We start from the raw sequence: 17,594 nt of genomic DNA, 5'->3' as shown, positions 1-17,594 counted from the left end.
TTGCGTGTGATCTCTCGTTACTTCTTGCGCTTGTCGGTATCGGTCAGGAACCGCATGCCTGCCGCACGAATCGCGAATCCGTTCGGATAACGCAGGTCCGCGTACTCGATGTCGTTGCCCCAACGCTCCGTGACGGCCGGCCATGCGGCGACGAGGCGCTGGCTCCGGTCATGCAGGGTCTCGCTGGTGCGCTCCTTGCCCAGCTCGACCTGCATGCCGTTCGACAGCTTCACCGTCCACGCGTAGCGCGCCGACAGCGTCACTTCCTCCGGCGCCGCCTTCAGCGGCGCAAACCAGTTCGTGAAGTCGCGATACCGCGTGACGACCTCCTTCGCACTGCCCTCCGGGCCATCGAACGCCGGCAGTTCCTGATCGAGTTCGCCCTGGTTCGCGGTGAACAGCTCGCCGTCGACACTCACGAGCTGCGCACTGCCCCAGGTCCCGAGCGGTTTGTACTCCTCGAGCGTGACAGCCAGCGCATTCGGCCACACCCGGCGCACGCTCGCGTGACGCACCCACGGCATCTGCTCGAACGCGGCGCGCGCCGTGTCGAGATCGACCGTGAAAAAATTGCCCTTCAGCCGGCCGACCACGCCCGCACGCACTGTCGGCGTGTTGATGTGCTCGGTGTCGCCGTCGATCCGGATTTCGCGAAGCGCGAACGTCGGACGCTGGATCAGCCAGTAGCAGCCGGCCGCCGCCAACACGAGCAGCAGCAGCGCGTACAGCGCGCTGGCGGCAAGGTTGAGTTGGCGAACGTTGTTCCACATACGTCGTTCCGTTCCTGCGTCAGTCGTTGAGCGTAAGCGACAGCACCTTCACGACCAGCTCCGAATAGCCGATGCCGATCGAGCGCGCGGCCTTCGGCGGCAGCGAGTGGTCGGTCATCCCGGGGGCCGTGTTCACTTCTAGGAAATACGCGTTGCCGGCGGCGTCGAGCATGAAGTCTGCCCGGCCCCAGTCGGTGCAGCCGAGCACGTCGAACGCGCGGCGCGCGATGCGCTTCAGCTCCGCTTCCTGCTCGGCCGGCAGCCCGCACGGAATCAGGTATTGCGTATCGTCGGCGACGTACTTCGCGTGGTAGTCGTAGAACTCGCCCGCCGGCACGATCTTGATCAGCGGCAGGTCGAGATCGCCGGCGATGCACGCGGTGTATTCGCCGCCGCCTTCGATGCTCTTCTCGACGATCACGATCTTGTCGTGCGTCGCGGCTTCCGACAGTGCGGCGGGCAACGCGTCGGCCGTCTTCACCTTCAGCACCGCGACGCTCGAGCCTTCGCTCGCCGGCTTCACGAACAGCGGCAGGCCGAGCTTCGCGACGATGTCCGTCGCGCGCGCCGCGTAGTCGTCGCCGCGCATCACCGTCTCGAACGGCGGCGTCGGCACGCCCGTCTGCTGCCACACGAGCTTCGTGCGGAACTTGTCGAGGCCGAGCGCCGAACCGAGCACGCCGCTGCCCGTGTAGCGAATCCCGTAGAAATCGAGCGCGCCCTGGATCTGGCCGTTCTCGCCGTAGCCGCCATGCAGCGCGTTGAACGCGCGCACGAAGCCTTCATCCTTCAGCGCCGATAGCGGCCGCTCGGCCGGGTCGAACGGATGCGCGTCGATGCCCGCGTCGCGCAGGCCCTGCAGCACGAGGCGGCCCGAGGTGAGCGACACCTCGCGCTCGGCGGATTCGCCGCCGAACAACACCGCCACCTTGCCGAAACGTTTCGGATCGATCCCGCTCATGTCATGCCTTCTGTTGTGTGTGTTGCACGAGCTTCGCCGGCACGCCGCCGATCGAACCCGCGCCCATCGTGATCACCACGTCGCCGTTCAGCGCGACCCTGGCCAGTGCGTCCGGCACGTCGTCGACCGTCGCGACGAACACCGGGTCAACCTTCCCCACCGCGCGCAGCGCACGCGACAGCGCGTCGCCGTTGGCCGTCGCGATCGCCGCTTCGCCAGCGGCATAGACTTCCGTCAGCACCAGCGCATCGACCGTCGACAGCACGTTGACGAAGTCGTCGAAGCAGTCGCGCGTGCGCGTATAGCGGTGCGGCTGGAACGCCAGCACGAGGCGGCGGCCCGGGAACGCGCCGCGCGCGGCCGCGATCGTGGCGGCCATCTCGACCGGGTGGTGGCCGTAGTCGTCGATCAGCGTGTACTGGCCGCCGTCCGCGCTCGGCACCTCGCCGTAGCGCTGGAAGCGCCTACCGACGCCGTTGAATTCCGCCAGCGCCAGTTGGATCGCGTCGTCCGACACGCCGAGATCGGTCGCGATCGCGATCGCCGCGAGCGCGTTCTGCACGTTGTGCAGGCCCGGCAGGTTCAGCACCACCGCGAGCGGCGAGCGGCCTTCGCGGATCACCGTGAAGTGCATGCGGCCGTCTCGCGCGTCGATGTCTTCCGCGCGCACCTGCGCGTCCGGCGACAGCCCGTAGCGCACGACCGGCTTCGAGATGAACGGGATGATCTGCCGCACGTTCGGATCGTCGACGCACACGACCGCACTGCCGTAGAACGGCAGGCGCTGCGTGAATTCGATGAACGCCTGCTTGAGCCGCGCGAAATCGTGGCCGTAGGTGTCCATGTGGTCGGCGTCGATGTTCGTGATGACTTCGATCACCGGATACAGGTTCAGGAACGACGCGTCCGACTCGTCGGCCTCGGCGACGATGAAGTCGCCCGTGCCGAGTCGCGCGTTCGCGCCGGCGCTGATCAGCCGGCCGCCGATCACGAAGGTCGGATCGAGGCCGCCCGCCGCGAGCACGCTCGCGACGAGGCTCGTCGTCGTGGTCTTGCCGTGCGTGCCGGCAATCGCGATCCCCTGCTTCAGGCGCATCAGCTCAGCGAGCATCACCGCGCGCTGCACGATCGGCACGCGCTGGTGCCGTGCGGCCAGCACTTCGGGGTTGTCCGAGCGCACGGCCGTCGACACGACGACCGCGTTCGCGCCCTCGATGTTCGCCGCGTCGTGGCCGATCGCGATCCGCGCGCCGAGCGCCTCGAGACGATCGGTCACCGCGTTGCGCGACAGGTCCGAGCCGCTGACCTCGTAGCCGAGGTTGACGAGCACTTCGGCGATGCCGCTCATGCCCGCGCCGCCGATCCCGACGAAATGAATATGTTTGACGATGTGTTTCATTGCAGTATTTCCAGGTTCGCGCCAGCCACCTTCGCGCAGACGCGCGCGACTTCGTCGGTAGCCTCGGGCTTTGCCAGCGAGCGCGAACGCTCCGCCATGTCAGCGAGCGAGGCCCGCGACTGGCCGTGCAGCCAGTCGGCGAGCAGTTCCGCCGACAGGTCGCGTTGTTGCACCAGCACCGCCGCGCCCGCATCGGCGAGGAATGCGGCATTGGTCGTCTGGTGATCGTCGACTGCATACGGGAACGGCACGAACAGTGCCGCCACGCCCACCGCCGCGATCTCCGACACCGTCATCGCGCCGGAACGGCAGATCACGAGATCCGCCGCTGCGTACGCGGTCGCCATGTCGTCGATGAACGGCACGAGCCGCACGTCGTCGCCGCCCGAGAAACCGGCCGCTTCGTAATTCGCCTTCAGCGCGTCGATGTGCTTCGCGCCGGCCTGATGCACGATGCGCGGGCGCTCGCCCGGCGCCAGCAGCGCCAGCGCACGCGGCACGACTTCGTTCAGTGCGGCCGCGCCCAGGCTGCCGCCGACCACCAGCACGTTCAGCGGACCGCTGCGCGACGCATAGCGTGCTTTGGGTGTTTCCGTGCGCGCAAGTTCCGCGCGAATCGGGTTGCCGGTCCATTCCGCGTGCGGCAGTGCGCCGGGGAACGCGACGAGCACGCGCTTCGCGAATTTCGCGAGCACCTTGTTCGCGAGACCGGCGATCGAATTCTGTTCGTGCAGCACGAGCGGACGGCCCGACAGCGCGGTCATCACGCCCGCCGGGAACGTGATGTAGCCGCCCATCCCGAGCACGACGTCCGGCCGCACGCGGCGCAGCGCGCCGAGGCTCTGCCAGCATGCGCGCAGCAGGTTGAACGGCAGCGTCAGCTTGGTCTTCAGGCCCTTGCCGCGCAGTCCGCCGAAGCGCACGTATTCCATCGGAATGCCGTGCTTCGGCACGAGCGTCGCTTCCATCCCGGCCGGATTGCCGAGCCATACGACGCGCCAGCCCGCCGCCTCCATCCGGTGCGCGACCGCGAGCCCCGGGAACACGTGGCCCCCGGTGCCGCCTGCCATCACCATCAGCGTGCGTTGCGACGCGGTCATACCTTCCCTCCCCGCATCAGCACGCGATTTTCATAGTCGACCCGCAGCAGTACGGCGAGCGCAACACAGTTCAGCAGGATGCCCGAGCCGCCATAGCTCACGAGCGGCAGCGTCAGGCCCTTGGTCGGCAGCAAACCGAGGTTCACGCCCATGTTGATGAAGGTCTGCGCCCCGAACCAGATGCCGATGCCCTTGGCCATCAAGCCCGCGAACGTGCGGTCGAGCGCGAGCGCCTGGCGGCCGATCTCGAACGCGCGGCGCACGATCCAGTAGAACAGCAGGATCACCACCAGCACGCCGACGAAGCCGAGTTCCTCGCCGATCACCGCGAGGATGAAGTCGGTATGGGCTTCGGGCAGGTAGTTCAACTTCTCGACGCTGCCGCCGAGGCCGACGCCGAACCACTCACCACGGCCGAACGCGATCAGCGAGTGTGTGAGCTGGTACGCCTTGCCCTGCGCGTAGCGTTCGTCCCACGGATCGAGATACGCGAAGATCCGCTCGCGACGCCACGGCGACAGCCACACGAGCATCGTGAAGGTGCCGACCGCCGTCGCGACCAGGCCGCCGAACAGCTTGCCGTTCACGCCGCCGAGGAACAGCACGCCCATCGCGATCGCGGCGACCACCATGAACGCGCCCATGTCCGGCTCAAGCAGCAGCAGCGCGCCGACGAGACCGACCGCGAACGCCATCGGCAGGAAGCCCTTCGCGAAGCTCTGCATGTACTCCTGTTTGCGCACCGTGTAGTTCGCTGCGTAGATCGTCACCGCGAGCTTCATGATTTCCGACGGCTGCATGTTCGTGATGCCGAGCGGAATCCAGCGGCGCGCACCGTTCACGCCCTTGCCGACGTGCGGGATCAGCACGATCACGAGGCTGACCAGCGCGATCAGGAAGAGATGCGGCGCGTATTTGTCCCAGGTCGACACGGGCACCCGGAAGGCGATCACGGCCGCGATGAACGCGACGACCAGCGAGATCACGTGGCGCATCAGGAACGCGTAGTCGTGATACGACGCGTATTTCGGCGAATCAGGCATCGCGATCGACGCCGAATACACCATCACGACGCCGAGCCCGAGCAGCGCGATGGCGACCCACAGCAGCGAGTAGTCGAAGTCGAGCATCCGCGAGCGACTCGGCCGCACGCCGTTGACGACGCTCGCGAGGCCGCCGGTCGCGGCGCGCGTGGCCGACGAGACGCGGCCGCCCGCGGCATTGCCGCCGGTGTCGCGCCGGTCGTTGAAACGGGAGACGAGGCGATCGGACCAGCTCATGGCGTCGCTCCTTTGTCGATGGCGATTTCATCCACCGCCGCGCGGAACACATCCGCGCGATGGGCGTAGTTCCGGAACATGTCGAGGCTCGCGCAGGCAGGCGACAGCAGCACCGCATCGCCCGGCTCGGCGAGATCGGCGGCGGCACGCACCGCATCTTCGAGCGTCGCGTGGTCCGCGAGCGGCACACCGGTTTCGGCGAGCGTGTCGCGAATCGCCGGCGCGTCGCGGCCGATCAGCATCACCGCGCGGCACCAGCGCGCGACGGGCGCGATGAGCGGCGCGAAATCCTGACCCTTGCCGTCGCCGCCCGCGATCAGCACGATCTTCTGCGCAAGCCCATCGAGCGCGGCCACCGTCGCGCCGACGTTCGTTCCCTTGCTGTCGTCGACGTAGTCCACGTCGTCGATCGTCGCGATCACTTCGACGCGATGCGCTTCGCCGCGGTATTCGCGCAGCGCGTGCAGCAGCGGCGCGGCCGGCAGGTCGATCGCACGCGCGAGCGCGAACGCGGCCAGCGCGTTCGCCGCGTTGTGCAGCCCGCGGATTCGCAGCGCGTCGGCCGGCATCAGGCGCTTCTGCGCGATGTCGGGCGTATGCGCGCCGTCGCGCTTGCGCCTGCGGCTCGTCGTCTCGTCCGGCGCGTCGCGGTCGACCGCCTCGACCAGCCACGCGATGCCATTGTCGCGCGACAGGCCGTAGTCGCCGTCCTGCGTCGGCTCGTTCAGGCCGAACGTGATCGTGCGTGCCGCATCCGCGGCGCCTGCCGCCGGCGCGAACTTCATCACGGCCGCATCGTCGCGGTTGAGCACGCGCGTCGTCGTCGCACCGAAGATCCGGCCCTTCGCCGCCGCATACGCGTCGAAGTTGCCGTGCCAGTCGAGGTGATCCTGCGTGATGTTGAGAATCGCAGCCGCATCGGGCGCGAACGTGCGCGCCGTCTCGAGCTGGAAGCTCGACAGTTCGAGCACCCAGACGTCGGGCAGCGCCGTCTCGTCGATCGCGCCCGCGAGCCGATCGAGCATCGCCGGGCTGATGTTGCCGGCGACGGCGACCTTCTTGCCCGAACGCTGGCACAGCAGGCCCGTGAGGCTCGTCGTCGTGGTCTTGCCGTTGGTACCGGTGATCGCGAGCACCTTCGGCTGGTAGCCGCTCGTGCCGAGCGCGCGCAGCGCCTGCGCGAAGAATTCCAGTTCACCCCACACCGCGATCGCGCGCTCGTTCGCGGCCGCGACCAGCGCCGCGAGTGCCGGTTCGAGCGGCGACAGGCCGGGGCTCAGCCCGACGATCTCGACGCCGCCGTCGAGCAGCGCGGGCGTGAACGGCCCGCCGACGAACTCCGCATCGATGCCTTCGGCCTGCAGCGCGGCAAGGTTCGGCGGCGCCTCGCGGGTATCGGCAATACGCAGCCGGCACCCGTGCCTCGCGCACCACCGCGCGATCGCGAGACCCGATTCACCGAGCCCCAGTACGAGCACCATCGGCCGCTGCCGATCTCCAAACATCTCGCCAGACATCCTTGTTACCTTTCCTTTACCGCAACTTGAGGGTGGACAGACCGAACAGGCACAGCATCAGCGTGATGATCCAGAAACGCACCACCACCTGCGTTTCCTTCCAGCCGGACAATTCGAAATGGTGATGCAGCGGCGCCATCTTCAGCAGGCGTCGCCCTTCGCCGTAACGCTTCTTCGTGTACTTGAACCATGACACCTGCAGCATCACCGACAGCGTTTCCGCGACGAAGATGCCGCCCATGATGAACAGCACGATTTCCTGGCGCACGATCACCGCGACCGTGCCAAGCGCGCCGCCCAGCGCCAGCGCGCCGACGTCGCCCATGAACACCTGCGCGGGGTGCGTGTTGTACCAGAGGAACGCGAGCCCTGCCCCGCCCATCGCGGAACAGAAAATCAGCAGTTCGCCCGCGCCCGGAATGTGCGGGAACAGCAGGTATTTCGAATAGACCGAACTGCCCATCACGTACGCGAACACGCCGAGCGAGCCGCCGACCAGCACGACCGGCATGATCACGAGGCCGTCGAGACCGTCGGTCAGGTTCACCGCGTTGCTCGCGCCGACGATCACGAAGTAGGTCAGCACGATGAAGCCCCACACGCCCAGCGGGTAGCTGATCGACTTCAGGAACGGCAGCATCAGGTCGGCCCTCGCGGGCAACCCCATCGACAGGCCGCTCCTCACCCACGCCATGAACAGGTCGAACACGCGCACGTTGTTCGCCTCGGACACGCTGAATGCGAGGTAGACGGCCGCAAAAAGCCCGATCACCGACTGCCAGAAATACTTTTCGCGCGACGACATCCCGCGCGGGTCCTTGTAGACGACCTTGCGATAGTCATCGACCCAGCCGATCACGCCGAAGCCGAATGTGACGAGCATCACGATCCAGATGAAACGGTTCGTCAGGTCACCCCACAGCAGCGTCGCGACCGCGATGCCGATCAGGATCAGCACGCCGCCCATCGTCGGCGTGCCGGATTTCACGAGGTGACTCTGCGGGCCGTCCTTGCGCACGGCCTGACCGACCTTCATTTGCGTCAGCTTGCGGATCACCCACGGTCCGCACACGAGCCCGATCCCGAGCGCGGTGATGGTAGCCATCACCGCACGGAACGTCAGGTACGTGAACAAGCGCAAAAAGCTTGCGTCTCCTTGCAGCCATTGCGCCAGCGCCAGCAGCATGCTTCCTTCCTTCTACTCAGTGTGCGGCGGGCACCGTGCCCGCCGCGGGTTGGTTCGTCAGCGCGTCGACCACGCGCTCCATCTTCATGTACCGCGAGCCCTTCACGAGCACCGTCGCCTGCGCGCCGTAGCCCGCCGCGAGCAGCGCCGTCACCAGCGCACCGACGTCGCCGAAATGGCGAGCCGTGTCGCCGTACGCCGTGCATGCATCGCGCGACGCATCGCCGAGCGCGAACAGCGCATCGATGCCGCGCTCGCGCGCATACGCACCGATCTCGCGGTGGAATGCCGGGCCTTCGTCGCCGACTTCGCCCATGTCGCCGATCACCAGCACGCGCGGTGCCGGTTGCGCGGCCAGCACGTCGATCGCCGCGCGCATCGAGTCGGGATTCGCGTTGTAGGTGTCGTCGACGACCGTCGCGCCCGCGAGACTGCCGACGTCCGCCTGCCGGACCTGCAGACGACCCTTAACCGGCTCGAACGATTCGAGGCCCTGCTTGATCGCAGCCAGCTCGATGCCGGCCGCGAGCGCCGCCGCCGTAGCCGCCAATGCATTGCGTGCGTTGTGCTCGCCAAGCGCGCGCAGTCGCACCGTCCCTGCGCCGGACGGCGTGTCGATCGCGAGCTCGCCGCCGTGCAGACGGCCCGTGACCTGCGCTTCGACCTGCCGTTCGCCATCGTGCAGCGCGAAATCGAGAATCCGGTTGCCGGTCGCCGCGACGCGCCAGATGCCGGCGTACGCATCGTCGGCCGGAAACACCGCGACGCCGTCCGGCGTCAGCGCATGAATCACGGCCGCGTGTTCGAGCGCAACGGCTTCGACCGTCGCCATGAATTCCTGGTGCTCGCGCTGCGCGTTGTTGACGAGCGCGACGGTCGGTGCCGCGACGCGCGCGAGGATCTCGGTCTCGCCCGGGTGGTTCATCCCGAGCTCGATCACCGCGACGCGATGCGCGCCCGACAGGCGCAGCAGCGTCAGCGGCACGCCGATGTCGTTGTTCAGGTTGCCGGCCGTCGCCAGTCGCGCGTCGGCGCCGACTGCCGCGGCAAAGATCGACGCGATCATTTCCTTGACGGTCGTCTTGCCGTTGCTGCCCGTCACCGCGACGAGCGGCACCGCGAAGCGCTTGCGCCACCCATGCGCGAGCGCGCCGAGCGCGGCACGCGTTTCGCCGCCCTCGACAACCGGCATCGCGAGCCCCGCCGGCACGTGCGCGACGAGCGCCGCGGCTGCGCCGCGCGCGGCCACGTCGCCGAGGAAGTCGTGCGCGTCGAAGCGCTCGCCCTTCAGCGCGACGAACAAGTCGCCAGTGCCGACCGTGCGGCTGTCCGTCGACACGCGCTCGAACGTCGTGTCCGGATCACCGTGGACGGTGGCACCGGGAATCAGGCGGGCGGCTTCGCCGAGACTGAGCATCGTCATTCGCCGCCTCCCTTGCCGTGCGTCGCGCGTGCCGCGAGCGCGAGCCGTGCGTGATCCTGATCGGAGAACGTGCGCTTCTTGCCCATGATTTCCTGCGTTGCCTCGTGCCCCTTGCCGGCCAGCACGACGACATCCTCGCGTGCGGCGCCGCGCACGGCCTGCAGGATCGCGCTCGCGCGATCCTCGATGCGGCGTGCGCGATCGGGTGCGGTCATGCCCGCGATGACCTGGTCGATGATGCGCTGCGGATCTTCGCTGCGCGGGTTGTCGCTCGTGACGACGACTTCGTCGGCGAACCGCTCGGCTATCGCGCCCATCAGTGGGCGCTTCGTCGTGTCGCGATCGCCGCCGCAGCCGAACATGCAGACGAGCCGGCCGCCACGCGCGGCCGCGATCGGGCGCAGCGCGTCGAGTGTCTTCTCGAGCGCATCGGGCGTGTGCGCATAGTCGATCACGACCAGCGGTTCGTCGTTCTGCAGCCGGCCGCCAAGGCGCTGCATGCGGCCGTTGACGGACTCGAGCCGTGCGATTTCCGCGACCGCCGCGTCGAACGGCACGTCGGCCGCGAGCAGCGAGCCGAGCACCGCGAGCAGGTTGCTGACGTTGAACACGCCGAGCGTGCCGACCTCGACGTCCGCGTCGCCCCACGACGAGCGCAGGCGGAATGCCGTGCCTGTGGCGGTCGCGCGCACGTCGAGCGCGACCAGTTCGCGGTCGGCGTCAGGCGCCTGCGCGTCGCCGATCCCGTATGCGATCGTGCGCACACGGCCTGCCAGCTTCTCGAGCAGGCGGCGACCGGCCGCGTCGTCGCGATTGACGACTGCCGTGCGCAGGCCGCGCCACGCGAACAGCTTCACCTTCGCGGCTTCGTACGCGTCGAACGTGCCGTGATAGTCGAGGTGATCCTGCGTGAGGTTCGTGAAGACGGCGATGTCGAATGCCGTGCCGTTCACGCGGCCCTGATGCAGCGCGTGCGACGACACTTCCATCGCGACGGCCTTCGCGCCGGCGTCGCGCAGTTGCGCGAGGCTGCGCTGCAGTTGTGGCGCATCCGGTGTCGTGAAGCCCGTGGGCACCAGTTGGCCCGGCATGCCGGTGCCGAGCGTGCCGATCACCGCGCACGGCTGGTGCAGCGCCGTCAGCGCGGCGGCGATCCATTGCGTGCACGACGTCTTGCCGTTCGTGCCGGTCACGCCGACCGCGAGCAGGCTGTCGCTCGGGTCGCCGTACCAGCCGCTGGCGATCTCGCCGGCCAGCTGGTCGAGCGCCGGCACCGCGAGTGCGACGGGCACGGCCGGCGCGGCCGCGAGGCCTTCCGGCTGATACAGCACGGCGGCCGCGCCACGTGCAACGGCATCGGCAATGAAGGCGCGATTGTCTGCCCCGTCGACCGCATAGCCGAGAAACACGTCGCCCGCCTGAAGGCTGCGCGTGTCGGCATGCAGTTGCGCCGCGGGGGCCACATGCTGGCGCAGCCACGCAAGCGCGGCTGCGATCTGCTGATGCGCCGGATGAGAACTGCGAGCGGCGCTCATCGAACAACTCCTGGTGAATTACGTGTCGTGCTGGATACGATCATATGCTTCGCGCCGCCGCCTGCGGCCAGCTTTTGCGGCCCCGTCGCAGCGGGCGCGCCCGGTGCGTCGTCGGACACGACGAGCTGCTTGATCGGCATGTTCGGCGGCACGTTCAGCGCGCGCAGCGTATCGCCCGCGATCGCCGAGAATACGGGGCCCGACACCTGGCCGCCGAAGTGGCTGCCGGCGGTCGGTTCGTCGACCGACACTGCGACAACGATGCGCGGGTTCGGCATCGGTGCCATCCCGACGAACGACGCGCGGTACTTGCGCGTGTAGCCGTGGCCTTCGTGCTTGTACGCGGTACCGCTCTTGCCGCCGACGCGATACCCCGCCACGGCCGCATCCGGCGACGTACCGCCCGGCGCGACCACGGTCTCGAGCATCGTGCGCACTTCACGCGCGGTGGTCGGCGCGAATACCTGCGTGCCCGTGATCTGCTGATTGGGGTCGGTCTTGAAAATGGTGACCGGCATCATCTCGCCGTCGTGCGCGATCGCGGTGTACGCGCGCGCCAGCTGGAACAGCGACACCGACAGGCCATAGCCATACGACATCGTCGCCTGTTCGATGCGGCGCCAGCTCTTCCACGGACGCAAGCGACCGGCCGCTGCGCCCGGGAAGCCGACCTTCGGCGCCTGGCCGAGGCCGATGCTCGTATACATGTTCCACATTTCCTCGGGCCGCATCGTCATCGCGATCTTCGTCGCGCCGATGTTGCTCGACTTCTGGATCACACCGCCGACCGTCAGCGTGCCGAAGCCCGCATCGTCGGTGATGGGCGCGCCGTCGAGCACGAAGTGCCCGTTGCCCGTCTCGACGAGGGTGTTCGGCGTCACGCGATGCAGGTCGAGCGCGAGCGACACCGTGAACGGCTTCATGATCGAGCCCGGCTCGAACACGTCGGTGAGGATCCGGTTGCGCAGCTGCTCGCCCGTCAGGCGCGTACGGTCGTTCGGGTTGTAGGTCGGATAGTTGACCAGCGCGAGCACCTCGCCGGTGCGCACGTCGACGACCACCGCCGCGCCGGCCTTCGCCTTGAACTTCTCGACGGCGGCCTTCAGGTTCGCATACGCGATGTACTGGATCTTGCTGTCGATCGACAGGTCGACGTCCGTCCCGTTGTGCGGCGGGATCTGTTCGGCGACGTCCTCGATGATGTGCCCCATCCGATCCTTGATCACGCGGCGCACACCGGACGTGCCGGACAGCATCTTCTGGTCGCCGAGCTCGACACCTTCCTGCCCTTCGTCCTCGACGTTCGTGAAGCCGATCAGGTGCGCGGTGATCTCGCCTTCCGGATAGAAGCGCTTGTACTCGTTGCGCTGATAGATGCCGGGAATGTCGAGCGCAGCGACCTTGTCCGCGACGTCGATCGGCACCTGGCGCTTCACGTAGACGAAACCCTTGTCTTCCGACAGCTTCACGCGCAGTTCCTTCGGCGTCATGCCGAGGAGCTTGCCGAGCTGGCTGACCTTGTTCGTGTCGAGATCGTCCGGCACCGCGTCCGGAATCGCCCAGATCGCGCGCACGGGCAGGCTCGTCGCGAGCACGAGCCCGTTACGGTCGAGGATCTTGCCGCGCGTGGCCGGCAGCTCGATCGTGCGCTGATAGCGGCTTTCGCCCTGCTTCTGATAGAACGCGTTGCCTGGCCCCTGGATCCAGAAGGCCCGTGCGGCGAGCGCGACGAACGCCATGAACAGCATGAACACGACGAGTTTCGAGCGCCACATCGGCAGATGCACGCCGAGCACGGGGCTCGACGAGAATTTCACGTCCTGGCGCTTTTGCGACGGCTTCATCGCGCGCCTCCGTTGCCCTTGGCAGCCGCGTCGGCCGAAGCGGGAATCGGCGCGTCGATCGCCTTCACGGCGCCCGGCGGCAGCGTCAGGTATTGGGTACGGCCGGTCGTGATCGGCTGCATCTTCAGCGAATCGTTCGCGAGTTGCTCGATGCGCGAGGTTTTCGACAGCGCGCTCTGCTGATATTGGAGCTGCGCGTAGTCCTGCTGGAGCTGACGCTCCTGCGACTGCGCGCGCTGCAGCTGAATGAAGATCTGGCGCTGCTGGTTCGTCGAGTTGACGACCGACAGCGCGCAACCCATCACGATGATCAGCAGGAAGATGTTGAAGCGGCTCATGGCGTGACGCGCTCCGCGATGCGCATCACGGCCGACCGGGCGCGCGGATTCGCGACGACTTCCGCTTCGCTCGGAAACTGACGGCTGATTATCTTGAGCGGTGGGCTCGGGAGGTCGACGGCACGGATCGGCAGGCGACGATCGATCGCAGGTGCACTCGCGTGCGCCTGCATGAATCGCTTGACGATCCGGTCCTCGAGTGAATGAAAGCTGATGACCACCAGCCGCCCCCCTTGCTCCAGCAACGACAATGCAGCGTCTAGTACGACTTGCAGGTCCGCAAGCTCTTGATTGACGTGAATCCGTATAGCCTGAAAGGTGCGGGTTGCCGGATCCTTGCCCTTCTCACGGGTTTTGACGACGTGACCCACGATTTGGGCAAGCTCGCCCGTGGTGTCGAGAGGCCCAAGACGGTCGGACTCTGCCCGGCGAGCAACAAGCGCCTTTGCAATCTGAAAAGCAAACCGTTCTTCCCCATAATCTCGTATCACCTCCGTCAATTCCTGCACCGAAGCCCGTGCGAGCCACTCGGCCGCCGACTCGCCACGCGTCGGATCCATTCGCATGTCCAGCGGGCCATCGGCGCGAAAGCTGAAGCCGCGCGCCGGATCGTCCACCTGCGGCGAGGACACGCCCAGGTCCAGCAACACACCCGACACCTTCTCGATGCCGCGCGCCGCAAGCGCGTCGCGCATCGATGCAAAGCTGTCATGCACGATCGAGAAGCGCGCATCCTCGATGCGCTGCGCTGTCTCGATCGCCCTCGGATCCTTGTCGAACGCGATCAGCCGGCCGGCCTGCGCCAGCCGCGCGAGTACCGCACGGCTATGACCGCCCCGCCCGAATGTGCCGTCGACATAGATGCCGTCCGGCCGCGTCACGAGCGACTCGACCGCTTCGTCCAGCAACACGGTCCGATGCTGCAATTCATTTCCCATCGCGGGCGTCTCCGTCACCGCAATCAGAACGTAAAGTTCTTCAGCGCGTCGGGCATGCCCTGCGCCATCGCTGCCTGCTCCTTCGCGATGTAGGTCTGCGAATCCCACAGCTCGAAGTGACTACCCATTCCCAACAACATGACTTCCTTTTCCAGTCCGGCCGCCATCCGCAGCTCGGGCGATACGAGAATCCGGCCCGCGCTGTCGAGATCGACATCCATCGCATTGCCGAGAAAAATCCGCCGCCACCAATGGGCATCCATCGGCAGTGCGGCGATCTTGGCGCGAAATACTTCCCATTCGGGGCGCGGAAACAGCAACAGGCAGCCGTCCGGGTGCTTGGTCACAGTCACCCGTCCCTCTGCCTGTCCTTGCAGCGCTTCGCGATAGCGAGCCGGCACCGACATCCGCCCTTTCGCATCGAGCGTCAGCGCCGACGCCCCTTGGAACACTTTCCGCTCTCCCGTTCAGGGCACCGAAGCACCCGCTCAACGATCAAGAATTTAGCCGGAATAGCCCGCCAAATCACACAAAAATACACTTTCTCACACTGTCTCCCACTTTAGAGGAAGGGTTTGGCACGGTCAAGGGAGCGGCCCGGTTTTTTGACGAATTTTGTTAGTTAGAACAAGGACTTACGCGCACATGCTCATGCTGCCCCTCATTCCAAAAAACGTTATAAATGAATGAGCTAGTGCAACTTGTGAAGGTGATACGTGAGAAAGGCGGGCCAGACTGGCGTGCGGACGGGGCTTTCGGGGGCGGGAAAACGCGGAGAAAACGGGCGGTATCGGGACGGCGAACCAGGGCGGCGTCGTGCGTCGCCCCGGCCCGAATGTCAGAGATAGTACGCAGTGCTCGTCATGACTTTCGACGCGGCGCGCATCAGCATCCGCGCGGGCAGCGGCAACTCCATCCCGCCGGCGTCGGTCGCGGCCTTGCCGTGCTTCACCTCGTCGAGCCGCATCTGCTCGACGATCGCGCGCGACGCCGTGTCGGTCGCCGGCAGTTCGGACAGATGCCCGTCGAGGTGGCTTTCGACCTGACGCTCCGTCTCCGCCATGAAGCCGAGGCTGACCTTGTCGCCCAGCGTACCGGCCGCGACGCCGATCGCGAGCGCGCCAGCGTACCACAGCGGGTTGAGCAGGCTCGGGCGCGAATCAAGTTCCTTCAGCCGATGCGCGGTCCATGCGAGATGATCCTCCTCCTCGCGCGCGGCCTCCTCGAACATCGCCTTCGACGACGACGAGCGCGCAGTTAGCTTCTGCGCCTGATAAAGCGCCTGCGCGCAGACCTCGCCGACGTGGTTCACCCGCATCAGCCCGGCGGCATGCGTGCGCTCCGCGGGCGTCAGTTCGCCGGTCGGCGGCTCCGCCGGCACGGGCACCGGGCGGCTCATCCGGCTAATGCCGGTCAGCGATCGCAAGCCGCGATCGAATTCGCTGATCAGTTCATCCAACACCATCCTGTTCTCCTGGCTGCGTGTGCTGCCGCGGGCGGCAAAGGCACGTGCTCCACTGCGTAACCGACTTGATTATTCAGCGGAAATTGCGGTTAACCCGTGATTTTAACCATTGTTGCATAAAGGAAACATGGTGACCTTGAGCAACGGCATTTCGCTTTGTCGGAAAAATCGGCTTTGCTACATTACGTCCGACTTCTTGCGAAGTTGATGGGGCCCGTCGACACAACATAACTATCCGCCCCGCCAAAAAAATTCAGTGATTCTTGGAGATCCGCTAATGAAAAAGTCGCTTCTCGCGCTCGTCGCGCTGGGCGCGTTTGCTGGCGCAGCCCACGCGCAAAGCAGCGTGACGCTTTACGGCATCATCGATGAAGGCCTCATCTTCAACAACAACGCCAAGGGCGGCCACCTGTACGGTCTGGCAAGCGGCGTGATGCAAGGCAGCCGCTTCGGCCTGCGCGGCACCGAAGATCTGGGCAGCGGCCTGAAGGCGATCTTCGTGCTCGAGAACGGTTTTGACGTCAACTCCGGCAAGCTCGGCCAGGGTGGCCTGATGTTCGGCCGTCAGGCTTACGTCGGCCTGTCCAGCCAGTACGGTACGGTCACGCTGGGTCGTCAGTACGACTCCGTCGTCGACTTCGTCGGCCCGCTCGAGGCAGGCGACCAGTGGGGCGGCTACATCGCCGCTCACCCGGGCGACCTCGACAACTTCAACAACGCGTACCGTGTGAACAACGCCGTCAAGTACATGAGCCCGAGCTACGGCGGCTTCACGTTCGGCGGCATGTACAGCTTCGGTGGCCAGGCTGGCCAGTTCTCGAAGAACCAGGTCTGGTCGCTCGGCGCCGGTTACAACAACGGCCCGCTCGTCCTGGGTGTCGGCTACTTGAACGCACGCACGCCGGCGAACTTCGGCGGCATGTTCAACACCGGTGCGTCGGCTGCCGCGACGGCCGTGTCGTCGCCGGTCTACGGCGCGTATGCGAACAGCGCGAACACGTATCAGGTCATCGGCGCGGGCGGCGCGTATACGTTCGGCGCAGCGACGATCGGCGCGACGTACTCGAACACGAAGTTCAAGGGCTTCTCGGTTGGTCCGTTTGTGGACCAGACCGCGACGTTCAACAACGGCGAAATCAACTTCAAGTATCAGCTGACCCCGGCGCTGATCGTCGGCGCCGCGTATGACTACACGCAAGGCAGCAAGATCGACGGCAACTCGGCAGCCAAGTACCATCAAGGCTCGCTCGGCGTCGACTACTTCCTGTCGAAGCGCACGGACGTCTACGTGATCGGCGTGTACCAGCACGCATCGGGCAACGCGCTCGACTCGGCTGGCAACGTCGTTCAGGCACACGCTTCGATCAACGGCCTCGACCCGTCGACCACCAGCAACCAGGTCGCAGCGCGCGTCGGCATCCGTCACAAGTTCTAATCAGCTTGCCTGACAAGCCGCAGCATATTGAAGGCGCCTTCGGGCGCCTTTTTCCTTTTGGGGTTGGGAAGCGGTGATCAGAATGGTCGCCGCTCACCGCATTCATGGAACGTACCGTTCGCGGTGCCCGATCAACGCGATTGCCGACTGCCCGCGGCATTCATCGAGGTGCCGCGCCATGCGACGCGGGCAGTTCGACTGAGGCGCTCCGTCAGCCGCACCGCACCCGGTCGAACCCGCGTCGTTCCGGCGATAGCCGAATCGGTGCGCCGCAGCTCCGATGCCGGCATCCCAGACAAATCTATGGTCAGCCCGATTTTTGCAAGCGAGGCAGTGTTGACCTAAAGTGGACTTGCTCGAATCTATCCGGGGTCGCGGATGGGAAAGATCCCGCCCCATGATG

General features: G+C 66.4%; 15 protein-coding genes. 1 reads left to right on the top strand and 14 read right to left on the bottom strand.

The annotated features are described in order from the left end of the window. Nucleotides 1-17 precede the first annotated feature (17 nt). The 14 genes from AC1Z3W_RS21090 to coq7 all read right to left on the bottom strand — a co-directional run bounded on the left by AC1Z3W_RS21090 (nucleotide 18) and on the right by coq7 (nucleotide 15,756). Nucleotides 18-770, bottom strand: coding sequence for a cell division protein FtsQ/DivIB (locus AC1Z3W_RS21090; RefSeq protein WP_057926855.1), 753 nt, complete (start codon nucleotides 768-770; stop codon nucleotides 18-20). Between the two features lie 19 nt (nucleotides 771-789). Continuing rightward, a complete protein-coding gene (locus AC1Z3W_RS21085; RefSeq protein WP_057926856.1) occupies nucleotides 790-1,731 on the bottom strand; it encodes a D-alanine--D-alanine ligase in 942 nt (313 codons plus the stop codon). Nucleotide 1,732: 1 nt separating this feature from the next. Next, nucleotides 1,733-3,130 carry a UDP-N-acetylmuramate--L-alanine ligase gene (gene murC, locus AC1Z3W_RS21080; RefSeq protein WP_483508392.1) on the bottom strand — a complete coding sequence of 466 codons (1,398 nt, stop codon included), beginning with the start codon at nucleotides 3,128-3,130 and terminating at the stop codon, nucleotides 1,733-1,735. Then, nucleotides 3,127-4,230: an undecaprenyldiphospho-muramoylpentapeptide beta-N-acetylglucosaminyltransferase gene (gene murG, locus AC1Z3W_RS21075; protein WP_057926858.1), complete on the bottom strand. Its 1,104-nt coding sequence runs from the start codon at nucleotides 4,228-4,230 to the stop codon at nucleotides 3,127-3,129. The genes murC and murG overlap by 4 nt, the downstream gene beginning before the upstream one ends. After that, nucleotides 4,227-5,510 (bottom strand): putative lipid II flippase FtsW, encoded by a 1,284-nt coding sequence (ftsW, locus tag AC1Z3W_RS21070; RefSeq protein WP_124834538.1) that lies wholly within the window; start codon nucleotides 5,508-5,510, stop codon nucleotides 4,227-4,229. The genes murG and ftsW overlap by 4 nt, the downstream gene beginning before the upstream one ends. After that, nucleotides 5,507-7,015, bottom strand: coding sequence for a UDP-N-acetylmuramoyl-L-alanine--D-glutamate ligase (gene murD / locus AC1Z3W_RS21065; protein ID WP_483508391.1), 1,509 nt, complete (start codon nucleotides 7,013-7,015; stop codon nucleotides 5,507-5,509). Before murD ends, ftsW begins: the two co-directional genes overlap by 4 nt. 28 nt (nucleotides 7,016-7,043) lie before the next feature. Continuing rightward, nucleotides 7,044-8,213, bottom strand: a complete 1,170-nt coding sequence (mraY, locus tag AC1Z3W_RS21060) for a phospho-N-acetylmuramoyl-pentapeptide-transferase (protein WP_006752439.1) — start codon at nucleotides 8,211-8,213, stop codon at nucleotides 7,044-7,046. Between the two features lie 16 nt (nucleotides 8,214-8,229). Further along, a complete protein-coding gene (locus tag AC1Z3W_RS21055) occupies nucleotides 8,230-9,636 on the bottom strand; it encodes a UDP-N-acetylmuramoyl-tripeptide--D-alanyl-D-alanine ligase (RefSeq protein ID WP_483508390.1) in 1,407 nt (468 codons plus the stop codon). Beyond that, on the bottom strand, nucleotides 9,633-11,171 hold the full coding sequence (locus tag AC1Z3W_RS21050) for a UDP-N-acetylmuramoyl-L-alanyl-D-glutamate--2,6-diaminopimelate ligase (RefSeq protein WP_483508389.1): 1,539 nt from the start codon (nucleotides 11,169-11,171) through the stop codon (nucleotides 9,633-9,635). Before AC1Z3W_RS21050 ends, AC1Z3W_RS21055 begins: the two co-directional genes overlap by 4 nt. Further along, on the bottom strand, nucleotides 11,168-13,015 hold the full coding sequence (locus tag AC1Z3W_RS21045; RefSeq protein ID WP_057926862.1) for a peptidoglycan D,D-transpeptidase FtsI family protein: 1,848 nt from the start codon (nucleotides 13,013-13,015) through the stop codon (nucleotides 11,168-11,170). The genes AC1Z3W_RS21050 and AC1Z3W_RS21045 overlap by 4 nt, the downstream gene beginning before the upstream one ends. Continuing rightward, nucleotides 13,012-13,353 (bottom strand): cell division protein FtsL, encoded by a 342-nt coding sequence (gene ftsL / locus AC1Z3W_RS21040; RefSeq protein WP_057926863.1) that lies wholly within the window; start codon nucleotides 13,351-13,353, stop codon nucleotides 13,012-13,014. The genes AC1Z3W_RS21045 and ftsL overlap by 4 nt, the downstream gene beginning before the upstream one ends. Continuing rightward, the gene (gene rsmH, locus AC1Z3W_RS21035) at nucleotides 13,350-14,291 is read right to left on the bottom strand and encodes a 16S rRNA (cytosine(1402)-N(4))-methyltransferase RsmH (RefSeq protein ID WP_057926864.1); all 942 of its coding nucleotides are present in this window, start codon (nucleotides 14,289-14,291) and stop codon (nucleotides 13,350-13,352) included. Before rsmH ends, ftsL begins: the two co-directional genes overlap by 4 nt. A 23-nt stretch (nucleotides 14,292-14,314) precedes the next feature. Next, nucleotides 14,315-14,743, bottom strand: coding sequence for a division/cell wall cluster transcriptional repressor MraZ (gene mraZ, locus AC1Z3W_RS21030; protein ID WP_006400450.1), 429 nt, complete (start codon nucleotides 14,741-14,743; stop codon nucleotides 14,315-14,317). A 386-nt stretch (nucleotides 14,744-15,129) separates the two neighbouring features. Further along, nucleotides 15,130-15,756: a 2-polyprenyl-3-methyl-6-methoxy-1,4-benzoquinone monooxygenase gene (coq7, locus tag AC1Z3W_RS21025; RefSeq protein WP_057926865.1), complete on the bottom strand. Its 627-nt coding sequence runs from the start codon at nucleotides 15,754-15,756 to the stop codon at nucleotides 15,130-15,132. Nucleotides 15,757-16,033: 277 nt separating this feature from the next. Here coq7 and AC1Z3W_RS21020 point away from each other — a divergent pair, with 277 nt between their 5' ends. Beyond that, complete coding sequence (locus AC1Z3W_RS21020) at nucleotides 16,034-17,191, top strand: porin (RefSeq protein WP_057926866.1); 1,158 nt, start codon at nucleotides 16,034-16,036, stop codon at nucleotides 17,189-17,191. Nucleotides 17,192-17,594 lie beyond the last annotated feature (403 nt).

This window comes from Burkholderia sp. 10_S31, assembly GCF_056930375.1.
This window is presented reverse-complemented; position numbering and strand designations above follow the sequence as displayed.